Here is a 17,064-nt window from a genome sequence, read left to right as displayed (position 1 = left end):
ATCGAGTTAGGGACTGGCACAATCCAGTGGGCTACGGCCCACCGGCGCGCGAGCGGTCGGTGGACCGCCTGCGACCGGATGCGCGGTGGGGGTCTCCCCCACTGCCGGGGCCGGAACGGACGGCGCTCGGCGCGCGCACGAAAGAGGTGGTCAGGCGGATGGACGACCCGCTCTTCCGCAACGGGGGCGAGCTGGGCCGCGCCATGGCCGAGCGGGACTGGACCACCACCGCCGTCGGCCGGCCGGAGACCTGGCCGGCCGCGCTGCGGAACCTGGTGCGGATCGTCCTGACGTCGCGGTTCTCGATGTGGGCGGCGTGGGGGTCGGAGCTGACCGCCTTCTACAACGACGCCTACTGGCGCGACACCCTGCAGGCCAAGCACCCGTGGGCGCTGGGCCGGCCGGCGTCGCAGATGTGGGCGGAGATCTGGCAGGACATCGGTCCGCGGATCCGGTCGGTGCTCGACACCGGCGTCGCCACCTGGGACGAGGACCTGCTGCTGTTCCTCGAGCGCAGCGGCTACCCCGAGGAGACCTACCACACCTTCTCCTACAGCCCGGTCGACGGCGACGACGGCCGTACCGAGGGGATGCTCTGCGTCGTCGTCGAGACCACCGAGCGCGTGCTCGGCGAGCGACGCGTGGGGACGCTGCGCGACCTGGCCGCCGCCGTCACGGCCGCCCGCACCGAGCGCGACGTGCTCGCTGCCGTCTCCCGGGAGCTGGGCCGCAACCTGGCCGACCTCCCGTTCACCGCCACCTACCTCGTGGACGACGACGGCACCGCCCGGCTGGCCGCCACCTCCGGCATCGCGCCCGGCTCCCCCGCGGCCCCCGAGGCGATCGCCGCCGACGACCCGCGCCCCGCCTGGCCGCTCGACCGGCTGCGCGACGGCGAGCAGGTCCTCGTCGACGACCTCGCCGACCGGTTCACCGACCTGCCCACCGGCGCCTGGCAGCAGCCGCCGCACACCGCGGTCGCCGTCCCGCTGAGCTCCTCCGCGGCCCCGGAGCGCGGGCCGGTGACCGGATTCCTCGTCGTCGGGCTCAACCCGCACCGGGCCTTCGACGACGCCTGCCGCGGCTTCGTGGAACTCCTGGCGAACCAGATCGCCTCCGGGCTGGTCAACGCCGGCAGCTACGAGGCCGAGCTGCGCCGCGCCGAAGCCCTCGCCGAGCTCGACCGGGCCAAGACCGACTTCTTCGCCAACGTCAGCCACGAGTTCCGCACCCCGCTGACCCTGATCACCGGCCCCCTGGCCGAGCTGCGCTCCTCACCCGCCGTGACCGCCGACGACCGAGCCCGCGAGGAGCTCGCGGTCATCGAGCGCAACGCCGGCCGGCTGGGCAAGCTGGTCAACACCCTGCTCGACTTCTCCCGGCTGCAGGCCGGCCGGATCCAGGCGCGCTTCGAGCCGGTCGACCTCGCCGCGACCACCGCGGAGCTCGCCAGCGTGTTCCGCTCCGCGGTCGAGCGGGCCGGCCTGGAGTTCAGCGTGGATTGCCCGCCGCTGGACCACACCGTCTTCGTCGACCGGGACATGTGGGAGAAGGTCGTCCTCAACCTGCTCTCCAACGCGGTGAAGTTCACCTTCGAGGGCGGCATCACCGTCACCCTGCGCGAGGACGACGCCGCCGCCGTCCTGACCGTGAGCGACACCGGCACCGGCGTGCCGGCCGACGAGCTGCCGCGGCTGTTCGAGCGCTTCCACCGGGTCGAGCGGGCCCGCTCGCGCTCAGGCGAGGGCAGCGGCATCGGTCTGGCGATGGTCCGCGAGCTGATCGGCCTGCACGGCGGCACGATCACCGCCGAGAGCGTGCCCGACGTCGGCACCACCTTCACCGTCCGGCTGCCGCTGGGCTCGGCGCATCTGCCGGCCGACCAGGTGGCCTCCGCGGCGGCCGGCTCCGGGGTCTCCGCTGCCGCCGCGCCGTTCGTCGCCGAGGCCCTGCGGTGGCTACCGGACTCCGACGAGCCCTCCCCCGCGCTGCCGGTCAGCGACCCGGCGGGCGCCGACCCCCTGGCCCGGGCGCCCGGGCGCGTGCTGGTCGCCGACGACAACGCCGACATGCGCGACTACCTGCGCCGGCTGCTGTCCACGCGCTACCGCGTCGAGGTGGTCCCCGACGGGCAGGCGGCGCTCGAGGCCGCGCTGGCCGATCCGCCCGACCTCGTGGTCAGCGACGTCATGATGCCGCGGCTGGACGGCATGGAACTGCTCGCGGCGCTGCGGGCCGACGACCGGACCGCCCGCGTCCCGGTGCTGCTGCTGTCGGCCCGCGCCGGCCAGGAGGCGGCGGTCGAGGGCCTCGCCGCCGGCGCCGACGACTACCTCGTCAAGCCCTTCTCCGCCCGCGAGCTCATCGCGCGGGTCGGTGCGCACCTGGAGCTCGGCCGGGTCCGCCGGGACGCCGAGGAGCGCTTCCGGGCGATGGCCGACCTCGCGCCCGCGCTGATCTGGGTGGCCGACGCCCGGGGGCAGCGGGGCTTCCTCAACGCCGGCTGGCGCGAGTTCACCGGCGCGGACGCGACCGAGGACCTCGAGCACCGCTGGCGCGAGCGGCTGCACCCCGACGACCGCGACCGCTACCTCGAGGTCGTCGCCCCCGCCGTGGCCGCGCACCGGCCGTGGGAGATCGAGTACCGGCTGCGCCGGGCCGACGGCGCCTACCACTGGCTGCTCGAGCGCGCCGTCCCGCTCGGCGGGGGCGCCGGGTTCGTGGGCAGCTGCACCGACATCAACGCCCGGTACCGGGAGAGCCAGCGCCAGCACCTGCTCGCCGAGGTCGGGACGTCGCTGGACCGGGCGACCGGCATCGACGAGCAGCTCGGCGCGGTCGCCCGGCTGCTGGTGGACACCCGCCTCACCGACTCCTGCGACGTCCGCCGGCCGGACGACGACGGCCGGCTGCGGCGCGTCGCGATCGCCGCGCTCGACGACGCCACCGAGGCCGTCATCGCCACCATGGAGGAGCAGACCGAGCCCGCGCTCGAGGCGGTCGAGACGCGGCGGACGGTGGTCCGCGCCGCGCCGTCCGGCGTGCCGGTGATCGGGTCGCTGGGCGCCGGCCCCGCCGATCTGCGCCGCCGGCTGGACGCGAACTCGAAGATGGCCGTTCCCCTGGTGGTCCGCGGCCGGGTGCTGGCGGTGGTCGGGCTCGGCCGGCGGCCGGAGTCGCCGGGCTTCACCGACGACGACCGGGAGCTGGTCGAGGAGATCGCCGCGCGCTCCGCGCTCGTCCTGGACAACGCGCTGCTGCTGGCCGAGGAGCGCGCCAGCGCGCAACGGCTCACCCTGCTGCAGCGGGCCACCGCCGCCCTGTCGGCGGCCACCACCCCCACCTCGGTCGGCGTGACCGCGAGCGAGCACGTCCGCCAGCTGCTGGGCCCGGGCAGCGACGTGGCCGTGTACGAGGTGGACCCCTCGCAGCGGGTGCTCACGGCGCTGCAACCCGATCTCGGCGCCGCGCGCTGGCGCACCCTGTCGCTGTCCACCGTGCGCCCGCTGACCCAGGCCGTGCACGAGCGTCGTCCCCAGTGGTTCGAGGACTTCTCCGCCTGGCTGGCCGGGCACCCCGACCGGCACCCCGAGCTGGTCGAGAACATGCGCATGCTCGGCACGGTCGGCGGCGTGGCGCTGCCGCTCACCGCGGGCGGTCCGGTCATCGGGGCGATGGCCGTCGGGTTCACCACCGAGCGCCGGCTGTCGCCCACCGAGCGGGCCACCCTGCTCGCGCTGGCCGAGCAGTGCGGGCAGGCGCTGGACCGCGCCCGGCTCTACCGGGCGCAGCAGCGCATCGCCGAGACGCTGCAGCGCAACCTCCTCCCCCAGGAGCTGCCCGGGCTGGAGCGGCTCGCGCTGGCCGCCCGGTACCTGCCCGGCGCGGCGGGCACGCAGGCCGGGGGCGACTGGTACGACGTCGTCGCGCTCGACGAGACCTGCGTCGCGATCGCCGTCGGCGACGTCGTCGGCCAGGGCCCGGCGGCGGCCGCCGTCATGGGTCAGCTGCGCAGCGCGCTGTCGACGGCGCTGCTCACGGGCAACTCCCCCGCCGAGGCGCTCGAGCTGCTCGACCGGTTCGCGGCGCGGCTGCCCGGAGCCACCGCCTCCACGGCCGCGTGCCTCGTCCTCGACTGGGGCCGCGGGTCGATCCGGTGGGCCCGGGCCGGTCACCCGCCGCCGCTGCTGCTCTCCGACGGGCGGACCCACTTCCTGGCCGACGAAGGCGCCGGCACCGTGCTCGGTGTCCCCGGCCGGCGGCCGTTCACCGAGGGAACCGCCGACATCGAGCCGGGCGACGTCCTGCTGCTCTACACCGACGGACTGGTCGAGCGGCGCGGCGAGAACCTCGACGACGGCCTGGACCGGCTGGCCGCCGCCGTCCGCCGGCACGGGGCCGAGGCGCCCGACCGGCTGGCCAGCCTGCTGCTGCACGAGATCCTGGCCGACACCGACCAGCCCGACGACGTGGCGCTCATCGCGGCCCGGCTCGTCCCCGAGCCGCTGGAGCTGCGGCTGCCGGCCGATCCGGCCCAGCTGGCCGGGCTGCGCCGCGCCGTCCTGGCCTGGGCGAGCGACGTCGGCATCGCCGAGGACACCCTCGACGACCTGCAGCTCGCCGTCGGCGAGGCGGTGGCCAACGCCGTCGAGCACGCCTACCGCGACCAGACCGCCGGCACGTGCGCCGTCCGCCTGGCCCGGCGGCCCGACGGCGCGATCGAGGCCCGCATCCAGGACTTCGGCACATGGCGGCCGATCCCCGCCGACGCCGGGTTCCGCGGCCGCGGGCTGCTGCTCATCCGCCGCCTCGCCGAGGACGTCACCGTCGAGCAGAGCCCGGACGGCGGGACGACGATCCGCTTCCGCGTGCCGCCCCTGCCCGTCCGCGACGAGGGGCCGCGTCGGCACCTCCCCGAGACGGCGCGCGGGCACGGCGCCACGCTGGAGGTCGTCAGCGGCGGGGTGGAGCTGGCCGGTGAGCTCGACCTCGCCTCGGTCCAGGACCTCACCCCGGGGCTGTTCGCCGCGCTGGGCTCCGGCAACGGCGAGGCGATCGTCGACCTGCGGCGGGTCACCTACCTGGCCAGCGCCGGCGTCGGCCTGCTGCTGGAGGCCGCGGACCGCTGCCGGGCCGCCGGCCGACCGCTGCGCGTGCTGGTCGACCCGGGCAGCTCGCCCGCCCGGATCCTCGAGCTCGCCGGGCTCGGCGCCCTCGTCACCGGCGGCTGAGGAAGCCCTCCACGCCGTCGAGGTAGCAGCCCAGCGCGAAGCGGAACTCGGCGTCGAGCTCGTCGAACCCCTCCGGCGGGGCCGCGTGGTCGGCCCCCGGACCGCCGGCGCCGAACACCCCGGCGGCCATGACCCGGCCGAGCGCCGGGAAACGCGCCGGGTCGACCACCGCGGTCAGCGCCGCGGCGTACCCGGCGCCGAAGGACTCCGGGTCCTCGGCGAAGCCGGCCGCCAGGTCGATGCTCAGCCGCGCCTGGCCGTGCACGAGCAGCAGCAGGCCCAGGACGACGGAGACCTTCTCGGCCTCACCGAGCCCGGTGGACTCCAGCGCGCCGAGGGCGCGGTCGAACCAGGCGAGGTTGCGCGGGCCGATCGGCGGCCCGCTGATCGGGATCTCGCGGTGCCACGGGTGCCGGCGGATGGCCGCGAGGACCGCGCCCGCCCACGTGGTCAGCTGCTCGCGCCAGTCGCCGTCCAGGCTCTCCGGCGGCTCCTCGATCGCGGCGTCGGCCATGAGCAGCAGCAGCTCGTCCTTGCCGGCCACGTGCCGGTAGAGCGCCATGGTGGCGTTGCCCAGCTCCTGGGCCACCCGCGCCATCGAGACGGCGGCCAGCCCGTGGGCGTCGGCGATGCGGACCGCGGCGCGGGTGATCTCCTCGACGTCCAGGGTCGGGCGCCGACCGCGGCGCCCGGCGGGCCGGCGCCCCCACAGCAGGGCGACCTCCCGCGGCAGCTCGGGCTCGTCGGCCATGTCCCTCCCCGATCGGACTTCCCTCAGCGTATGCCATACGCTTTAATGCGTATTCGATACGCATATCCGCTCTCACCCGTCGGAGGGGCCGTGATCGTCGAGGTCCGCAACCTGCAGAAGTCCTTCGGCGAGCACCGGGTGCTCACCGGCGTCGACCTGAGCGCCGCCGAGGGCACCGTCCTCGCGCTGCTCGGCCCCAACGGCGCGGGCAAGACCACGACCGTCCGCATCCTGACCACGCTGACCCGCCCGGACGCCGGCACTGTGACCGTCGCCGGTCACGACGTCGTCCGCGAGCCGGCCCGCGTGCGCGCCGCGATCAGCCTGACCGGCCAGTCGGTGGCCGTCGACGACCGGCAGACCGGGCGGGAGAACCTCGTCATGGCCGGCCGGCTCGCCCACCTCGGCCGGGCCGGAGCCCGCCGCCGGGCGGCCGAGCTGCTGGAGCGCTTCGACCTGGCCGAGGCCGGCGACCGGCGGGTGCAGACGTGGTCGGGCGGCATGCGCCGCCGCCTCGACCTGGCCATGAGCCTGGTCGCCCGGCCGCGCGTCGTGTTCCTCGACGAGCCGACCACCGGGCTGGACCCGGCGAGCCGGCTGACCATGTGGGACGCCGTCGCCGAGCTCGTCGCCGCCGGCACCACGATCGTGCTCACCACCCAGTACCTCGAGGAGGCCGACCGGCTCGCCGACCGCATCGTGCTCATCGACGGCGGTCGCGTGGCCGCGTCGGGCACCGCCGACGAGCTCAAGGCGGCCGTCGGCAGCGAACGCCTCGAGCTCACCTTCCGCGACCGCGGCTCGTGGCAGGAGGCCGCGCACGCGCTCGCCCCCGCTCCCCTGGTCACCGACCCCGCCGCCCTGCGGCTCGGGCTGGCGACCGACGGCAGCGCCGCCCACGTGCACCGGGTGCTCGACGAGCTCGCCGCTGCCGGCATCGCCGTCGACCGGATCTCGTCGACCCGCCCGACCCTCGACGACGTCTTCCTCGCCCTCACCGCGCGCCCCGCCACCGAGCTCCTGGAGACCCGATGACCGCCGCCACTTCCCTACCCGTCCACACCGGGCCGCGCGCCGCGCTCAGCGACGCGCTGACCATGATCGGCCGCAGCGTGCGGCTCACCCGCCGCGACGTCGAGACGCTGGTGATGTCCGTCGTCCTGCCGCTGACGCTCATGGCGCTGTTCGTCTACGTCTTCGGCGGGGCGATCGGGACCGGCGGCGACTACGTGGACTACGTCGTCCCCGGCATCATCCTGCTCTGCGCGGGCTTCGGGGCCGCCGCCACGGCGACCGCCGTCGCGACCGACATGAGCAGCGGCATGGTCGACCGGCTCCGCTCGCTGCCGATCCGCAGCTCCGCCGTCCTGACCGGGCACGTCGTCGCCAGCGTCGCCCGCAACGCGCTGTCCACCGCCGTCGTCGTCCTCGCCGCGATCGGCATGGGCTTCCGGCCGGACGCCGGACCGGTCGAGTGGCTACTGGCGATCGGCGTCCTGCTCCTCTACGTGCTCGCGCTGTCCTGGCTCGCCGCGTTCCTCGGCGTGCTGGCCGGCAGCGTCGAGTCCGCCAACGCGCTGAGCTTCGCGATGCTGTTCCTGCCGTACCTGAGCAGCGCGTTCGTGCCGACCCGCACGATGCCGGCGGTGCTGCGCGCGGTCGCCGAGCACCAGCCGATCACCCCGGTGATCGAGACGGTCCGCGGGCTGCTGACCGGGACGGCGATCGGCAGCTCGGGCGTCCTGGCGCTCGCCTGGTGCACCGGGCTGCTCGTCGTCTCGGCGACCGCGGCCGGGTGGGCGTTCCGGCGGCGCACCCGCAGCTGAGTGTCCTTGCGGCCGTCGCACAGCCGCGGCTGCGAGGCTGGGGCCCGTGGACGCCCTCGGCCGGTTCTGGGACCGGGTCACCGCCGTCGTCCCCGACCTGCCGACGTCGGTGCTGCTCGGCACCGCCGCGGCCGCGCTCCTGCTGGTCCTCTCCCCCACCCTGTGGCGGCTGACCCGGAACGCCGTCACCATCGCCCACGAGGGCGCGCACGGCGCGGTCGCCCTCGCCGCCGGACGACGGCTCTCCGGCATCCGGCTGCACTCGGACACCTCGGGCCTGACCGTGTCGGCCGGGCGGCCCACGGGGCTGGGCATGGTGCTCACCCTCGCCGCCGGCTACACCGGCCCGGCCCTGTTCGGGCTGGGCGCGGCGGCGCTGCTCGCGGCCGGGCACGCCGTCGGGCTGCTGTGGGCGCTGCTGCTCCTGCTCGCCCTGCTCCTGCTGCAGATCCGCAACTGGTACGGGCTGTGGTCGGTGCTGGTCACCGGCCTCGTCGTCTTCGCCGCGACCTGGTGGCTGCCGCCGACCGGCCAGGCCGGCTTCGCCGCCGTCGGCACCTGGTTCCTCCTGCTGGCCGCGCCCAAGACGGTGTTCGAGCTGCAGCGCTCCCGCCGGCGCCGCCGGGCACCGGACTCCGACGCCGACCAGCTGGCCCGGCTCACCCGGCTGCCGGCCGTCGTCTGGGTCGGCGTCTTCCTGGTTGTCGACCTCGCTGCCTTGACCCTCGGCGCCTGGTGGCTCGTCGGCTGACGCCGATCCTGTGTTAGGGATAACGGTCGAGGTGAGTGAGTGGAACGACCCCCTGCCCCCCGCCGCGAGCGTGCGAGCGGTGGGGGGCAGGGGGTCCTTTCTCAGTCCGAGGCGGGGCGGCTGCGGCGGCGGGGCTCGGCGCCCTGGGGCTGGTGCACCGGCTCGACCTGCGGCGCGGTCGGGATCTCCAGCTCGAGGTCCTCGTGGTCGACGGTCACCTGCCGGCCGTGGTGGCGGATGTCGAGCGGCTCGCCGTCCTGGAGGCGGTAGGTCGCCTGCGTCGGCTCGACGGTCACCGACAGGGTCCTGCCCTGGTAGACCACGCGGAACCTCAGCCGGGTGATCCGCTCGGGCAGCCGCGGCGCGAACTGCAGCTGCCCCTCGTGGTCGCGCATGCCGCCGAAGCCCGCGACCGCGACCGTCCAGCCGCCGGCCAGCGAGGCGATGTGCAGCCCGTGCCCGGAGTTGTGGTGCAGGTTCTGCAGGTCGGTCAGCGCGGCCTCGCCCCAGTAGTCGTGGGCGAGCTGCAGGTGCCCGGTCTCCGCGGCGACGACGGCCTGCTGGGCCGCCGACAGCGACGAGTCGCGCACCGTGCGGGCCTCGTAGTAGGCGAAGTCGGCGATCTTCTCCTCGAGGGTGAAGGCGTCGCCGCGCAGGTGCAGGGCCATGACCAGGTCGGCCTGCTTGATCACCTGCTTGCGGTAGATGTCGAAGTACGGGTAGTGCAGCAGCAGCGGGTACTTGTCCTGCGGGGTGTTCGCGAAGTCCCACTCCTCGTGGTGGGTGAACGCGTCGGACTGCATGTGCACCCCGCGCTGGGTGTCGTAGGGCACCGCCATCAGCGATGCCGCCCGCAGCCACTCCTCCACCTCGGCGTCGGACACGTCCATCCGCCCGGCCACGTCGGGCTGGCGCTTCACCGCGTTGGCCGCCTCGCGCAGGTTCCGCTGCGCCATCAGGTTCGTGTAGACGTTGTTGTCGACGACGGCGGTGTACTCGTCGGGGCCGGTCACCCCGTCGATGCGGAAGCCGTGCTCCTTGTCGAAGTGGCCCAGCGAGGCCCACAGCCGCGCGGTCTCGACCAGCAGCTCCGCGCCGAAGTCGCGGTCGAAATCCTCGTCGAGCGTGGCGTGCCAGTAGCGGACGACGGCGTCGGCCACGTCGGCGTTGATGTGGAAGGCCGCCGTGCCGGCCGGCCAGTAGCCCGAGGTCTCCTCCCCGTGGATTGTGCGCCAGGGGAACGCCGCCCCCTGCAGCCCCAGCACCCGGGCGCGGTCGCGGGCCTTGTCCAGCGTCGAGTGCCGCCAGCGCAGGTAGTCGCGGGCCGCCTCGGGCGCGGTGTAGGTGAGCACCGGCAGCACGTAGGTCTCGGTGTCCCAGAAGGTGTGCCCGTCGTAGCCCGGGCCGGTCAGCCCCTTGGCCGGGATCGGCTGGCGCTCGGCGCGCAGGCCCGCCTGCAGGACGTGGAACATGCCCACGCGCACCGCCTGCTGCAGCTCGGCGTCCCCCTCGATCTCCACGTCGGCCTCGTCCCAGTGCTGGTCGAGCAGCTCCCGCTGCTCGCGCAGCAGCCGCTCCCAGCCGGCCAGCTTGGCGGTGGCCAGCGACGCCTCCACCTGGTCGCGGACCGCCTCGGCCGACCGGCGGGAGGACCAGCCGTAGGCCAGGAACTTCACGATCCGCAGCGTGGTGCCCTTCGGCAGGCGCGCGGCCAGCGTCCAGCGGGCCAGATCGGCGCCGTACTCGAGGTCCTCGCTGCTGGTGTCGGGCACCTCGACCTGGTGCTCCATCCCGGCCGCCACGCGCAGCCGGCTGCGCTGGGTGCGGTGGACCAGCACCGCCCGGCGTCCGCGGCCGACCGTGATCTCGTTGATCAGCGCCCGGCCCAGCTCGGCGGAGGCCCGCGGGTCCTCGGGCCCGGAGCTGGTCTGCGTCTGGTTGGCCAGCAGGTCCGACTGCAGGGCGATGTAGAGGTCGCCCTGGTCGTCGATGCACTCGACCTCGTACTCGATGGCCGCGATCGACCGGCGGACCAGGGACACCAGCCGGGTGGAGGTGACCCGGACGGCGCGGCCGTTGGGCGCGCGCCACTCGGTCAGCCGCCGCAGCACCCCGGCGCGCAGGTCGAGGGTGCGCCGGTGCTCGATGATCTCGCCGTAGTTGAGGTCCAGCGGGGAGTCGCGCACCAGCAGCCGGATGAGCTTGCCGTCGGTGACGTTGACGACCGTCTGGCCCGACTCGGGGAAGCCGTAGCCGGCCTCGGCGTAGGGCAGCGGGCGCTCCTCGTAGAAGCCGTTGAGGTAGGTGCCCGGGACGACGACCGGCTCGCCCTCCTCGAACGACCCGCGCATGCCGATGTGCCCGTTGGCGAGCGCGAACACCGACTCGTGCACGCCGAGCGAGGAGTGGTCGAGGCCGACCTCGGTCAGCGACCACGGCTCGATCGGGAAGCTGGCCCGCCCTTCGGTCACTTCTCGCCCTCCAGCAGCTCCGCGAGGTCCTGCACGACGACGTCGGCGCCGTGCTCCTTCAGCTGGTCGGCCTGGCCGACCCGGTCCACCCCGACGACGAACCCGAAGTCGCCGGCCCGCCCCGCCTCCACGCCCGACAGCGCGTCCTCGAAGACGACGGCCTGCGCCGCCTCCACCCCGAGCGCCCGGGCACCGGCCAGGAACGTGTCGGCGTGCGGCTTGCCGCGCAGCCCCTCCCGGGCGGCGACGATGCCGTCGACGCGGACGTCGATGAGGTCGGCGAAGCCGGCGGCCGTGATGACCTGCTGGCCGTTGGCCGAGGCGGTCACCACGGCGGTGGCCAGCCCCGCCTCCTTGACCGCGTGCAGGTAGCGCACCGAGCCGGGATACACCTCGATGCCGTGCTCCTCCAGCTCCTGCAGCACGGCGTCGTTCTTCCGGGTGGCGATCGCCTGCACGGTGCCGGCCGCCCAGTCGTCGCCGGGGCTGCCCTCGGGCAGGTGGATGCCGCGGCTCTCGAGGAACCCGCGGACGCCGTCGGCCCGCGGCCGGCCGTCGACGTAGCGGTTGTAGTCCAGTTGCGTGAACTCCGGCATGCCGGGCTCCCGCTCGTGGAGGAACTGGTCGAAGGTGCGCTTCCAGGCGGCGAAGTGGACCGTCGCCGTCCTGGTCAGGACGCCGTCGAGATCGAACAGGCACGCGCGGACCGAGTCCGGGAGACCGAGCACGCGAGGACGCTACCGGGAAGAAATTCGCGGCGACGTGTCGATCGACGCGGCGTCGCACGTCGTTGAGGTGCAGGCCGGAGAGCCCGGCCGGAGCCACGGAGGTGTGAGATGCCGCAGTACCTGTTCCTGCTGTACGACGACGAGTCGCGCTGGGCCGCCCCGAGCGACGAGGAGATCGCCGCCGAGATGGCCCGGCACGGCCTGTTCGCCGAGGCCGTCGCCGCGGCCGAGGGCGCGCAGATCCTCGGCGGTGAGGCCCTGCAGTCCACCCAGACCGCCTCGACGCTGCGCCGCGACGCGGCCGACGCCGAGCCCCTGCTCACCGACGGCCCGTTCGCCGAGACCAAGGAGGCCCTCGGCGGCTACTACCTGATCGAGGCCCGCGATCTCGACCAGGCGCTCGAGCTGGCCAAGAAGTGCCCGGTCAGCCAGGGCGGGGTCGAGGTCCGGCCCATCTGGAAGTTCGGGGAGTGACCCCCGGCGGGGACGCCGTCGGCACGGCGCTGGAGCAGGCGCACCGGGCGCAGTGGCCGGTGCTCGTGGCGACGACGGTGCGCGTGCTGCGCGACCTCGACGCCGCCGAGGAGTGCGTGCAGGACGCGTTCGCCTCGGCCCTGCGCACCTGGCGCACCGACGGCGTGCCCGCCAACCCCGCCGCGTGGCTGACCACCGCCACCCGCAACCGGGCCACCGACCGGCTGCGCCGGCTGGCCACCGAGCGGCGCGCGCTGCCCGCCCTCGTCGGTGAGGTCGAGCGGCTCACCCGGGACGGCGCGCCGTCGTCCCCACCCGGGGAGGCCACCGACGAGGGCGAGGACCTGCTGCGGCTGGTGCTGCTGTGCACCCACCCCGCCCTCTCCCCCGAGGCACGGCTCGCCCTGACCCTGCGGGCCGTGTGCGGCGTGCCGACGGCGCAGGTCGCCCGCGTGATGCTCACCTCGGAGCCGACGACCGCGGCCCGGCTCACCCGGGCGAAGAAGAAGATCGCGACCGCCGGGATCCCGCTGCGGCTGCCCGGGCCGGCCGACCGGCACGAGCGGGTGGCCGGCGCGCTGGACGTCGTCCACCTGGTGCTCACCTGCGCGCACGAGTCACCGGGTGCCGACGACGGGCTCGCCGCCCGCGCGCTGCTCCTGGCCCGGGCGCTGGTGCGCCTGGCGCCGGAGGAGACGGAGGCCCGGGGGCTGCTCGCCCTCGCCCTGCTGACCGGCGCCCGCGACGCCGCCCGCCGCTCCCCCGACGGGTCGGTGGTGCTGCTGGCCGACCAGGACCGCGCCCGCTGGGACCGGGCCGCGGTCGCCGAGGGCCTGGCGCTGGTGCGCGAGCTGATGCCCCACCCGGCCGGCCGGTTCACCCTGCAGGCGGCGATCGCGGCCGAGCACACCCGCGCGCCGGACGCCGCGGCCACCGACTGGCCGCAGGTGCTGCGGCTCTACGACGCGCTGCTCGCCGAGTGGCCGACCCCGGTGGTGGCGCTCAACCGCGCGGTCGCCGTCGCCGAGGTCGACGGGCCGCTGGCGGGCCTGCGCGCCATCGAGGAGGTGGCGGCCGATCCGGCGCTGGCCCGCTACCCGTGGCTGCCCGCCGCCCGGGCCGACCTGCGGCGGCGCAGCGGCGACCGTTCAGGGGCGGTGGCCGACTACCGGCACGCCCTCTTCCTGGCCGCCGATCCGGCCGACCGGGCGTTCCTGCAGGGCAGGCTGCACGAACTGGCTGACGGAGCCTGACTGGTTGAGCGCTGCACCGTCGTCCGGCGGGGCCTAGGGTCGCAGGCGTTGACGTCGTCCGCCCGAGACCGAGGGAGCTCTCCATGGCCGACCGGCCCGTGCCGCCCAACCCCTACGACTTCCTGCCCCAGGTGCCGAGCTTTGCCGTGACGAGCACCGACATCAGCGAGGGCGAGACGCTGCCCATGCCGCACGCCAGCGGCCGGTTCGGCGTCGAGGGCGGCGAGGACCGCTCCCCCCAGCTATCCTGGTCGGGCTTCCCGGAGGGCACCCGCGGCTTCGCGGTGACCTGCTACGACCCGGACGCGCCCACGGCCAGCGGGTTCTGGCACTGGATCGTCACCGGTATCCCGGCGTCGGTCACCGAGCTGCCCGCCGGGGCCGGCGAGGAGGGCGGCGCGAACCTGCCCGAGGGCGCGTACATGCTGCGCAACGACGGCGGCTTCGCCGGCTACATCGGCGCGGCGCCGCCGGCCGGGCACGGTCCGCACCGGTACTACTTCGTCGTCCACGCGCTGGACACCGACGACCTGGGCGTGCCGGCGGAGGGGTCGCCGGCCTTCCACGGGTTCAACCTGTTCGGTCACACCCTGGCCCGCGGCACCCTGGTCGCCACCTTCGAGTCGTGACCCCGCGGTTTCGCGCGCTTGACCGCGCGCGGTCAAGCGCGCGAAACCGCGTTCAGGGGGTGTCGTCGGGGGGTTCGGCGACGAAGGTGGTCGCCAGGCGGGCGAAGCCGACCCGTTCGTAGACGCGGGCCACGTCGTCGTCGCCGGCGGTGAGGAACACCAGGTCGGCCGACTCGAGGGCGTGCGCGGTGAGCGCCGAGGCCAGCCCCGCGCCCAGTCCGCGGGTCCGCAGCCGCGGCAGCGTGGCGACGCCGACGATCTCCGAGACCTCGCTGCCGTCGACGTCCACCGGCTGGTGCGAGCCGACGGCCACCGGCTCGTCGTCCTCGACGGCGACCATCATCACCGTGCGCCCGGCGGCGATCCGCTCGCGCAGCGTCGCGGTGCGGGCGGCGGCCTCGGGCGAGGTGTCCGGCGGCAGCGACCCGATGTCGCGGACCCCGCCGGGGTGGGCGAAGGCGATCGAGGCGACCTGCTCGTAGCGGGGCAGCTCGGGGTCGTCGGCGCCGACCAGGTACAGCCGGACCTCGGACGGCAGCAGCAGCTCCACCGGGCTGTCGGCGACCAGCAGCGGCAGCTCGTCGACGGTCAACCCCGCCGAGCGGGCGACCCCCGCCAGCTCGGGCGAGCGCTCGCCGATCCACTCCAGGCCGACCGGGATCCCGGCGCCCTCCTGGAGGGCGATCGCCGTCCGGACGTCGTCCGCGCTCACCGGCCCCCCGCCGGGACGCACCCGGGCCGGGTACGGCCAGGCCGGGTCGCCGACGGGTACGTCGAGCGCACCGACCGCCTCGATCCGCGACTCGGGCAGCGGGGCGGCGGCGAAGTAGCGCTCGATGCAGTCGAGCAGTCCTCGTCGCGTCGGCACACGGGAACAGTACGCAGCGGGCCGTGCGCCCGTCGGGTTCGGTGCGAACTGGTGCCGCTACGGCACCCGCCCGGGTGACCCGGAGTGCCCGGACGGCACCATGGTCGCCGTGACGGCAGGGACGCGCACCCAGATCTCGCCCTACGCGGTGTTCGATCGCGGCTCGTGGCGAGCCCTCGCGGCCGGCTCCGCGCTGCCCCTCGACGAGGCCGGGCTGCGCGCGCTGGCCAGCCTCGGCGACCGCATCGACCTCGACGAGGTGGCCACGGTCTACCTCCCGCTGGCCCGCCTGCTCGATCTGCACGTCACCGCCAGCCGGCGGCTGTGGGCCGCCCAGCACGCCTTCCTCGGCGACTCGACGGAGAAGGTGCCCTACGTCATCGCCGTCGCCGGCAGCGTCGCCGTCGGCAAGAGCACCACCGCGCGGCTGCTGCAGACCCTCCTGGCCGCCTCCCCCGGCTCGCCGCGCGTCGACCTGGTCACCACCGACGGGTTCCTGCTGCCCAACGCCGTGCTCGAGTCGCGCGGGCTGCTCGGCCGCAAGGGCTTTCCGGAGAGCTACGACCGGCGGGCGCTGCTGCGCTTCCTCGCCGACGTGAAGTCCGGCGTCCCGGAGGCCTCCGCGCCGGTCTACGACCACTCGTCCTACGACATCGTCCCGGGAGCCCGGCAGGCGGTCGACCGGCCGGACATCCTCGTGCTGGAGGGCCTCAACGTGCTGCAGGCCGGCCGGCGGGCCGACGGCACCGCCCCCGAGGTGTTCCTCTCCGACTTCTTCGACTTCTCCGTCTACGTCGACGCCGCCGAGGCCGACATCCAGCAGTGGTACGTCGAGCGGTTCCTCGAGCTGCGGCGCACCGCGTTCGCCGACACCTCGGCGTACTTCCACCGCTTCGCCGGGCTGTCGGACGACCAGGCCCGGGAGACGGCGCTGGGCATCTGGGCGGCCGTCAACGGGCCGAACCTGCGGGACAACATCGCGCCGACCCGCTCCCGCGCGCGCCTGGTCCTGCAGAAGTCGGCGGACCACTCCGTCCGGCGCGTGCTGCTGCGCAAGCTCTGAGCGGCCTCAGAACCGGTACCTCGTCTGGCCGTGCCCGCCGCCGAAGGCGAGGACCTTCGCCGGCGCGACCCGGAAGACGCGGGCACCGCCCTCGGTCGCGCCACCCGAGCGGCTGAGCTCGACGAACTCCTCGCCCCGGACCTCGAAGCGCCAGTCGTCGCCGTACTTGGCCGCCCACGCGTCGGCCAGCTCCTGCAGGGCCGGGTGGTCGGTGACCCGGACCGCGGTCCCCTCGACCACGACCTCGGTGCCGCTGTCCACCCGCCGGCGCCGGTGGTGCCCGTCGTCACGGCCACGTGCGGGTTCCCCTCGAGGTTGCGGTGCTTCTGCTCCTCGGCGCCGGTGCAGAAGGCGAAGGCCCCGCCGTGCCACACCCCCCACGAGGGGGACCGCGTGCGGACGACCGTCCGCGCGGACGGTGACGATCCAGTAGAGCTGCGCGTCGGTCAGCCGGCGCTCGATCTGCGACCACGGCGGCGCGGTGGCCGACGCGTCGCCGTACCGGGGGTCGATCTCGCCGATCGTGGTGGTCATGGCAGTCAGACCGGCGCGCGGTCGCGGACTCATCGCCGCCCTGCGGAATTCCGGATCCAGAAGGCCCGCAGTGGATGCGTGTGGAGGACGCAGTCACCGGGCATGGTGCGCCCCGGTTCGGGCGGTCCACCATGGCGAGACCTGCCCACCCTGTCGGGTGACGATTGGGAATCGGCTACCTGACAGAGAAGTGTGATCGGGGGCACACTTCAGCAGACCCCGTGAGGGGCCGATCACAGTACGTGATATCGGCTGACCGTCAGTCGAACCCGTCCCAGGAGAGAACCATGTGCTCCCACCTCATCCCGTGCCCTGACGCCGACAGCGAGAACCGCGACCTCGCGGTGGTGCTGGTGAGCCACCCCGAGCAGGGCTGGCGGCTCCTGTGCAACGGCGTCGTCCTGTTCGACGACGACGGTGAGCTGCTGCCCGACGGGCGGTCGGTACCGGACCACCACACCTGGCAGGCCCCCGTACTCGCCTGA

General features: G+C 74.9%; 14 protein-coding genes. 9 read left to right on the top strand and 5 right to left on the bottom strand.

Annotated elements, in window-relative coordinates; genetic code table 11:
• Positions 1–158: 158 nt before the first annotated feature.
• Complete coding sequence (locus GGQ55_RS28010) at positions 159–5,231, top strand: SpoIIE family protein phosphatase (protein WP_179720471.1); 5,073 nt, start codon at positions 159–161, stop codon at positions 5,229–5,231.
• On the opposite strand, the gene GGQ55_RS22125 is transcribed toward GGQ55_RS28010, so the two are convergent.
• On the bottom strand, positions 5,218–5,982 hold the full coding sequence (locus GGQ55_RS22125; RefSeq protein ID WP_179720469.1) for a TetR/AcrR family transcriptional regulator: 765 nt from the start codon (positions 5,980–5,982) through the stop codon (positions 5,218–5,220). The genes GGQ55_RS28010 and GGQ55_RS22125 overlap by 14 nt on opposite strands.
• Before the next feature lie 90 nt (positions 5,983–6,072).
• Here GGQ55_RS22125 and GGQ55_RS22120 point away from each other — a divergent pair, with 90 nt between their 5' ends.
• Genes GGQ55_RS22120 through GGQ55_RS22110 form a run of 3 tightly spaced genes read left to right on the top strand, consistent with a single transcriptional unit; the run spans position 6,073 to position 8,559 of the window.
• A complete protein-coding gene (locus GGQ55_RS22120; RefSeq protein WP_366489987.1) occupies positions 6,073–7,017 on the top strand; it encodes an ATP-binding cassette domain-containing protein in 945 nt (314 codons plus the stop codon).
• Positions 7,014–7,808: an ABC transporter permease gene (locus GGQ55_RS22115; RefSeq protein ID WP_179720465.1), complete on the top strand. Its 795-nt coding sequence runs from the start codon at positions 7,014–7,016 to the stop codon at positions 7,806–7,808. The genes GGQ55_RS22120 and GGQ55_RS22115 overlap by 4 nt, the downstream gene beginning before the upstream one ends.
• Before the next feature lie 46 nt (positions 7,809–7,854).
• Positions 7,855–8,559 (top strand): M50 family metallopeptidase, encoded by a 705-nt coding sequence (locus GGQ55_RS22110; protein WP_179720463.1) that lies wholly within the window; start codon positions 7,855–7,857, stop codon positions 8,557–8,559.
• Positions 8,560–8,660: 101 nt separating this feature from the next.
• Here GGQ55_RS22110 and GGQ55_RS22105 read toward each other — a convergent pair whose 3' ends face one another.
• Both GGQ55_RS22105 and GGQ55_RS22100 read right to left on the bottom strand, forming a co-directional pair.
• Positions 8,661–11,030: a glycoside hydrolase family 65 protein gene (locus GGQ55_RS22105; protein WP_179720461.1), complete on the bottom strand. Its 2,370-nt coding sequence runs from the start codon at positions 11,028–11,030 to the stop codon at positions 8,661–8,663.
• Positions 11,027–11,758: an HAD family hydrolase gene (locus GGQ55_RS22100; RefSeq protein WP_179720459.1), complete on the bottom strand. Its 732-nt coding sequence runs from the start codon at positions 11,756–11,758 to the stop codon at positions 11,027–11,029. Before GGQ55_RS22100 ends, GGQ55_RS22105 begins: the two co-directional genes overlap by 4 nt.
• A gap of 108 nt (positions 11,759–11,866) precedes the next feature.
• Here GGQ55_RS22100 and GGQ55_RS22095 point away from each other — a divergent pair, with 108 nt between their 5' ends.
• The 3 genes from GGQ55_RS22095 to GGQ55_RS22085 all read left to right on the top strand — a co-directional run bounded on the left by GGQ55_RS22095 (position 11,867) and on the right by GGQ55_RS22085 (position 14,114).
• Positions 11,867–12,232: a YciI family protein gene (locus GGQ55_RS22095; RefSeq protein ID WP_179720457.1), complete on the top strand. Its 366-nt coding sequence runs from the start codon at positions 11,867–11,869 to the stop codon at positions 12,230–12,232.
• Complete coding sequence (locus GGQ55_RS22090; RefSeq protein ID WP_179720455.1) at positions 12,229–13,485, top strand: RNA polymerase sigma factor; 1,257 nt, start codon at positions 12,229–12,231, stop codon at positions 13,483–13,485. Before GGQ55_RS22095 ends, GGQ55_RS22090 begins: the two co-directional genes overlap by 4 nt.
• 83 nt (positions 13,486–13,568) lie before the next feature.
• The gene (locus tag GGQ55_RS22085; RefSeq protein WP_179720453.1) at positions 13,569–14,114 is read left to right on the top strand and encodes a YbhB/YbcL family Raf kinase inhibitor-like protein; all 546 of its coding nucleotides are present in this window, start codon (positions 13,569–13,571) and stop codon (positions 14,112–14,114) included.
• Positions 14,115–14,166: 52 nt separating this feature from the next.
• On the opposite strand, the gene GGQ55_RS22080 is transcribed toward GGQ55_RS22085, so the two are convergent.
• The gene (locus GGQ55_RS22080) at positions 14,167–14,982 is read right to left on the bottom strand and encodes a GNAT family N-acetyltransferase (RefSeq protein WP_179720451.1); all 816 of its coding nucleotides are present in this window, start codon (positions 14,980–14,982) and stop codon (positions 14,167–14,169) included.
• A gap of 100 nt (positions 14,983–15,082) precedes the next feature.
• On the opposite strand from GGQ55_RS22080, the gene coaA reads away from it, so the two are divergent.
• Positions 15,083–16,045, top strand: coding sequence for a type I pantothenate kinase (gene coaA, locus GGQ55_RS22075; protein WP_179720449.1), 963 nt, complete (start codon positions 15,083–15,085; stop codon positions 16,043–16,045).
• 6 nt (positions 16,046–16,051) lie between these two features.
• Here the strand turns inward: coaA and GGQ55_RS22070 are convergent, their stop codons facing one another.
• Positions 16,052–16,579, bottom strand: a complete 528-nt coding sequence (locus GGQ55_RS22070) for a pyridoxamine 5'-phosphate oxidase family protein (protein ID WP_179720447.1) — start codon at positions 16,577–16,579, stop codon at positions 16,052–16,054.
• Positions 16,580–16,866: 287 nt separating this feature from the next.
• Here GGQ55_RS22070 and GGQ55_RS22065 point away from each other — a divergent pair, with 287 nt between their 5' ends.
• Entirely contained in the window at positions 16,867–17,064 is a 198-nt protein-coding gene (locus tag GGQ55_RS22065) for a DUF5999 family protein (protein ID WP_179720445.1), read from the top strand.

The organism is Petropleomorpha daqingensis (genome assembly GCF_013408985.1).
GTDB lineage: Bacteria > Actinomycetota > Actinomycetes > Mycobacteriales > Geodermatophilaceae > Petropleomorpha > Petropleomorpha daqingensis.
The sequence above is the reverse complement of the archived record's forward strand: the minus strand, read 5'-3'. Positions and strand labels throughout refer to the sequence as shown.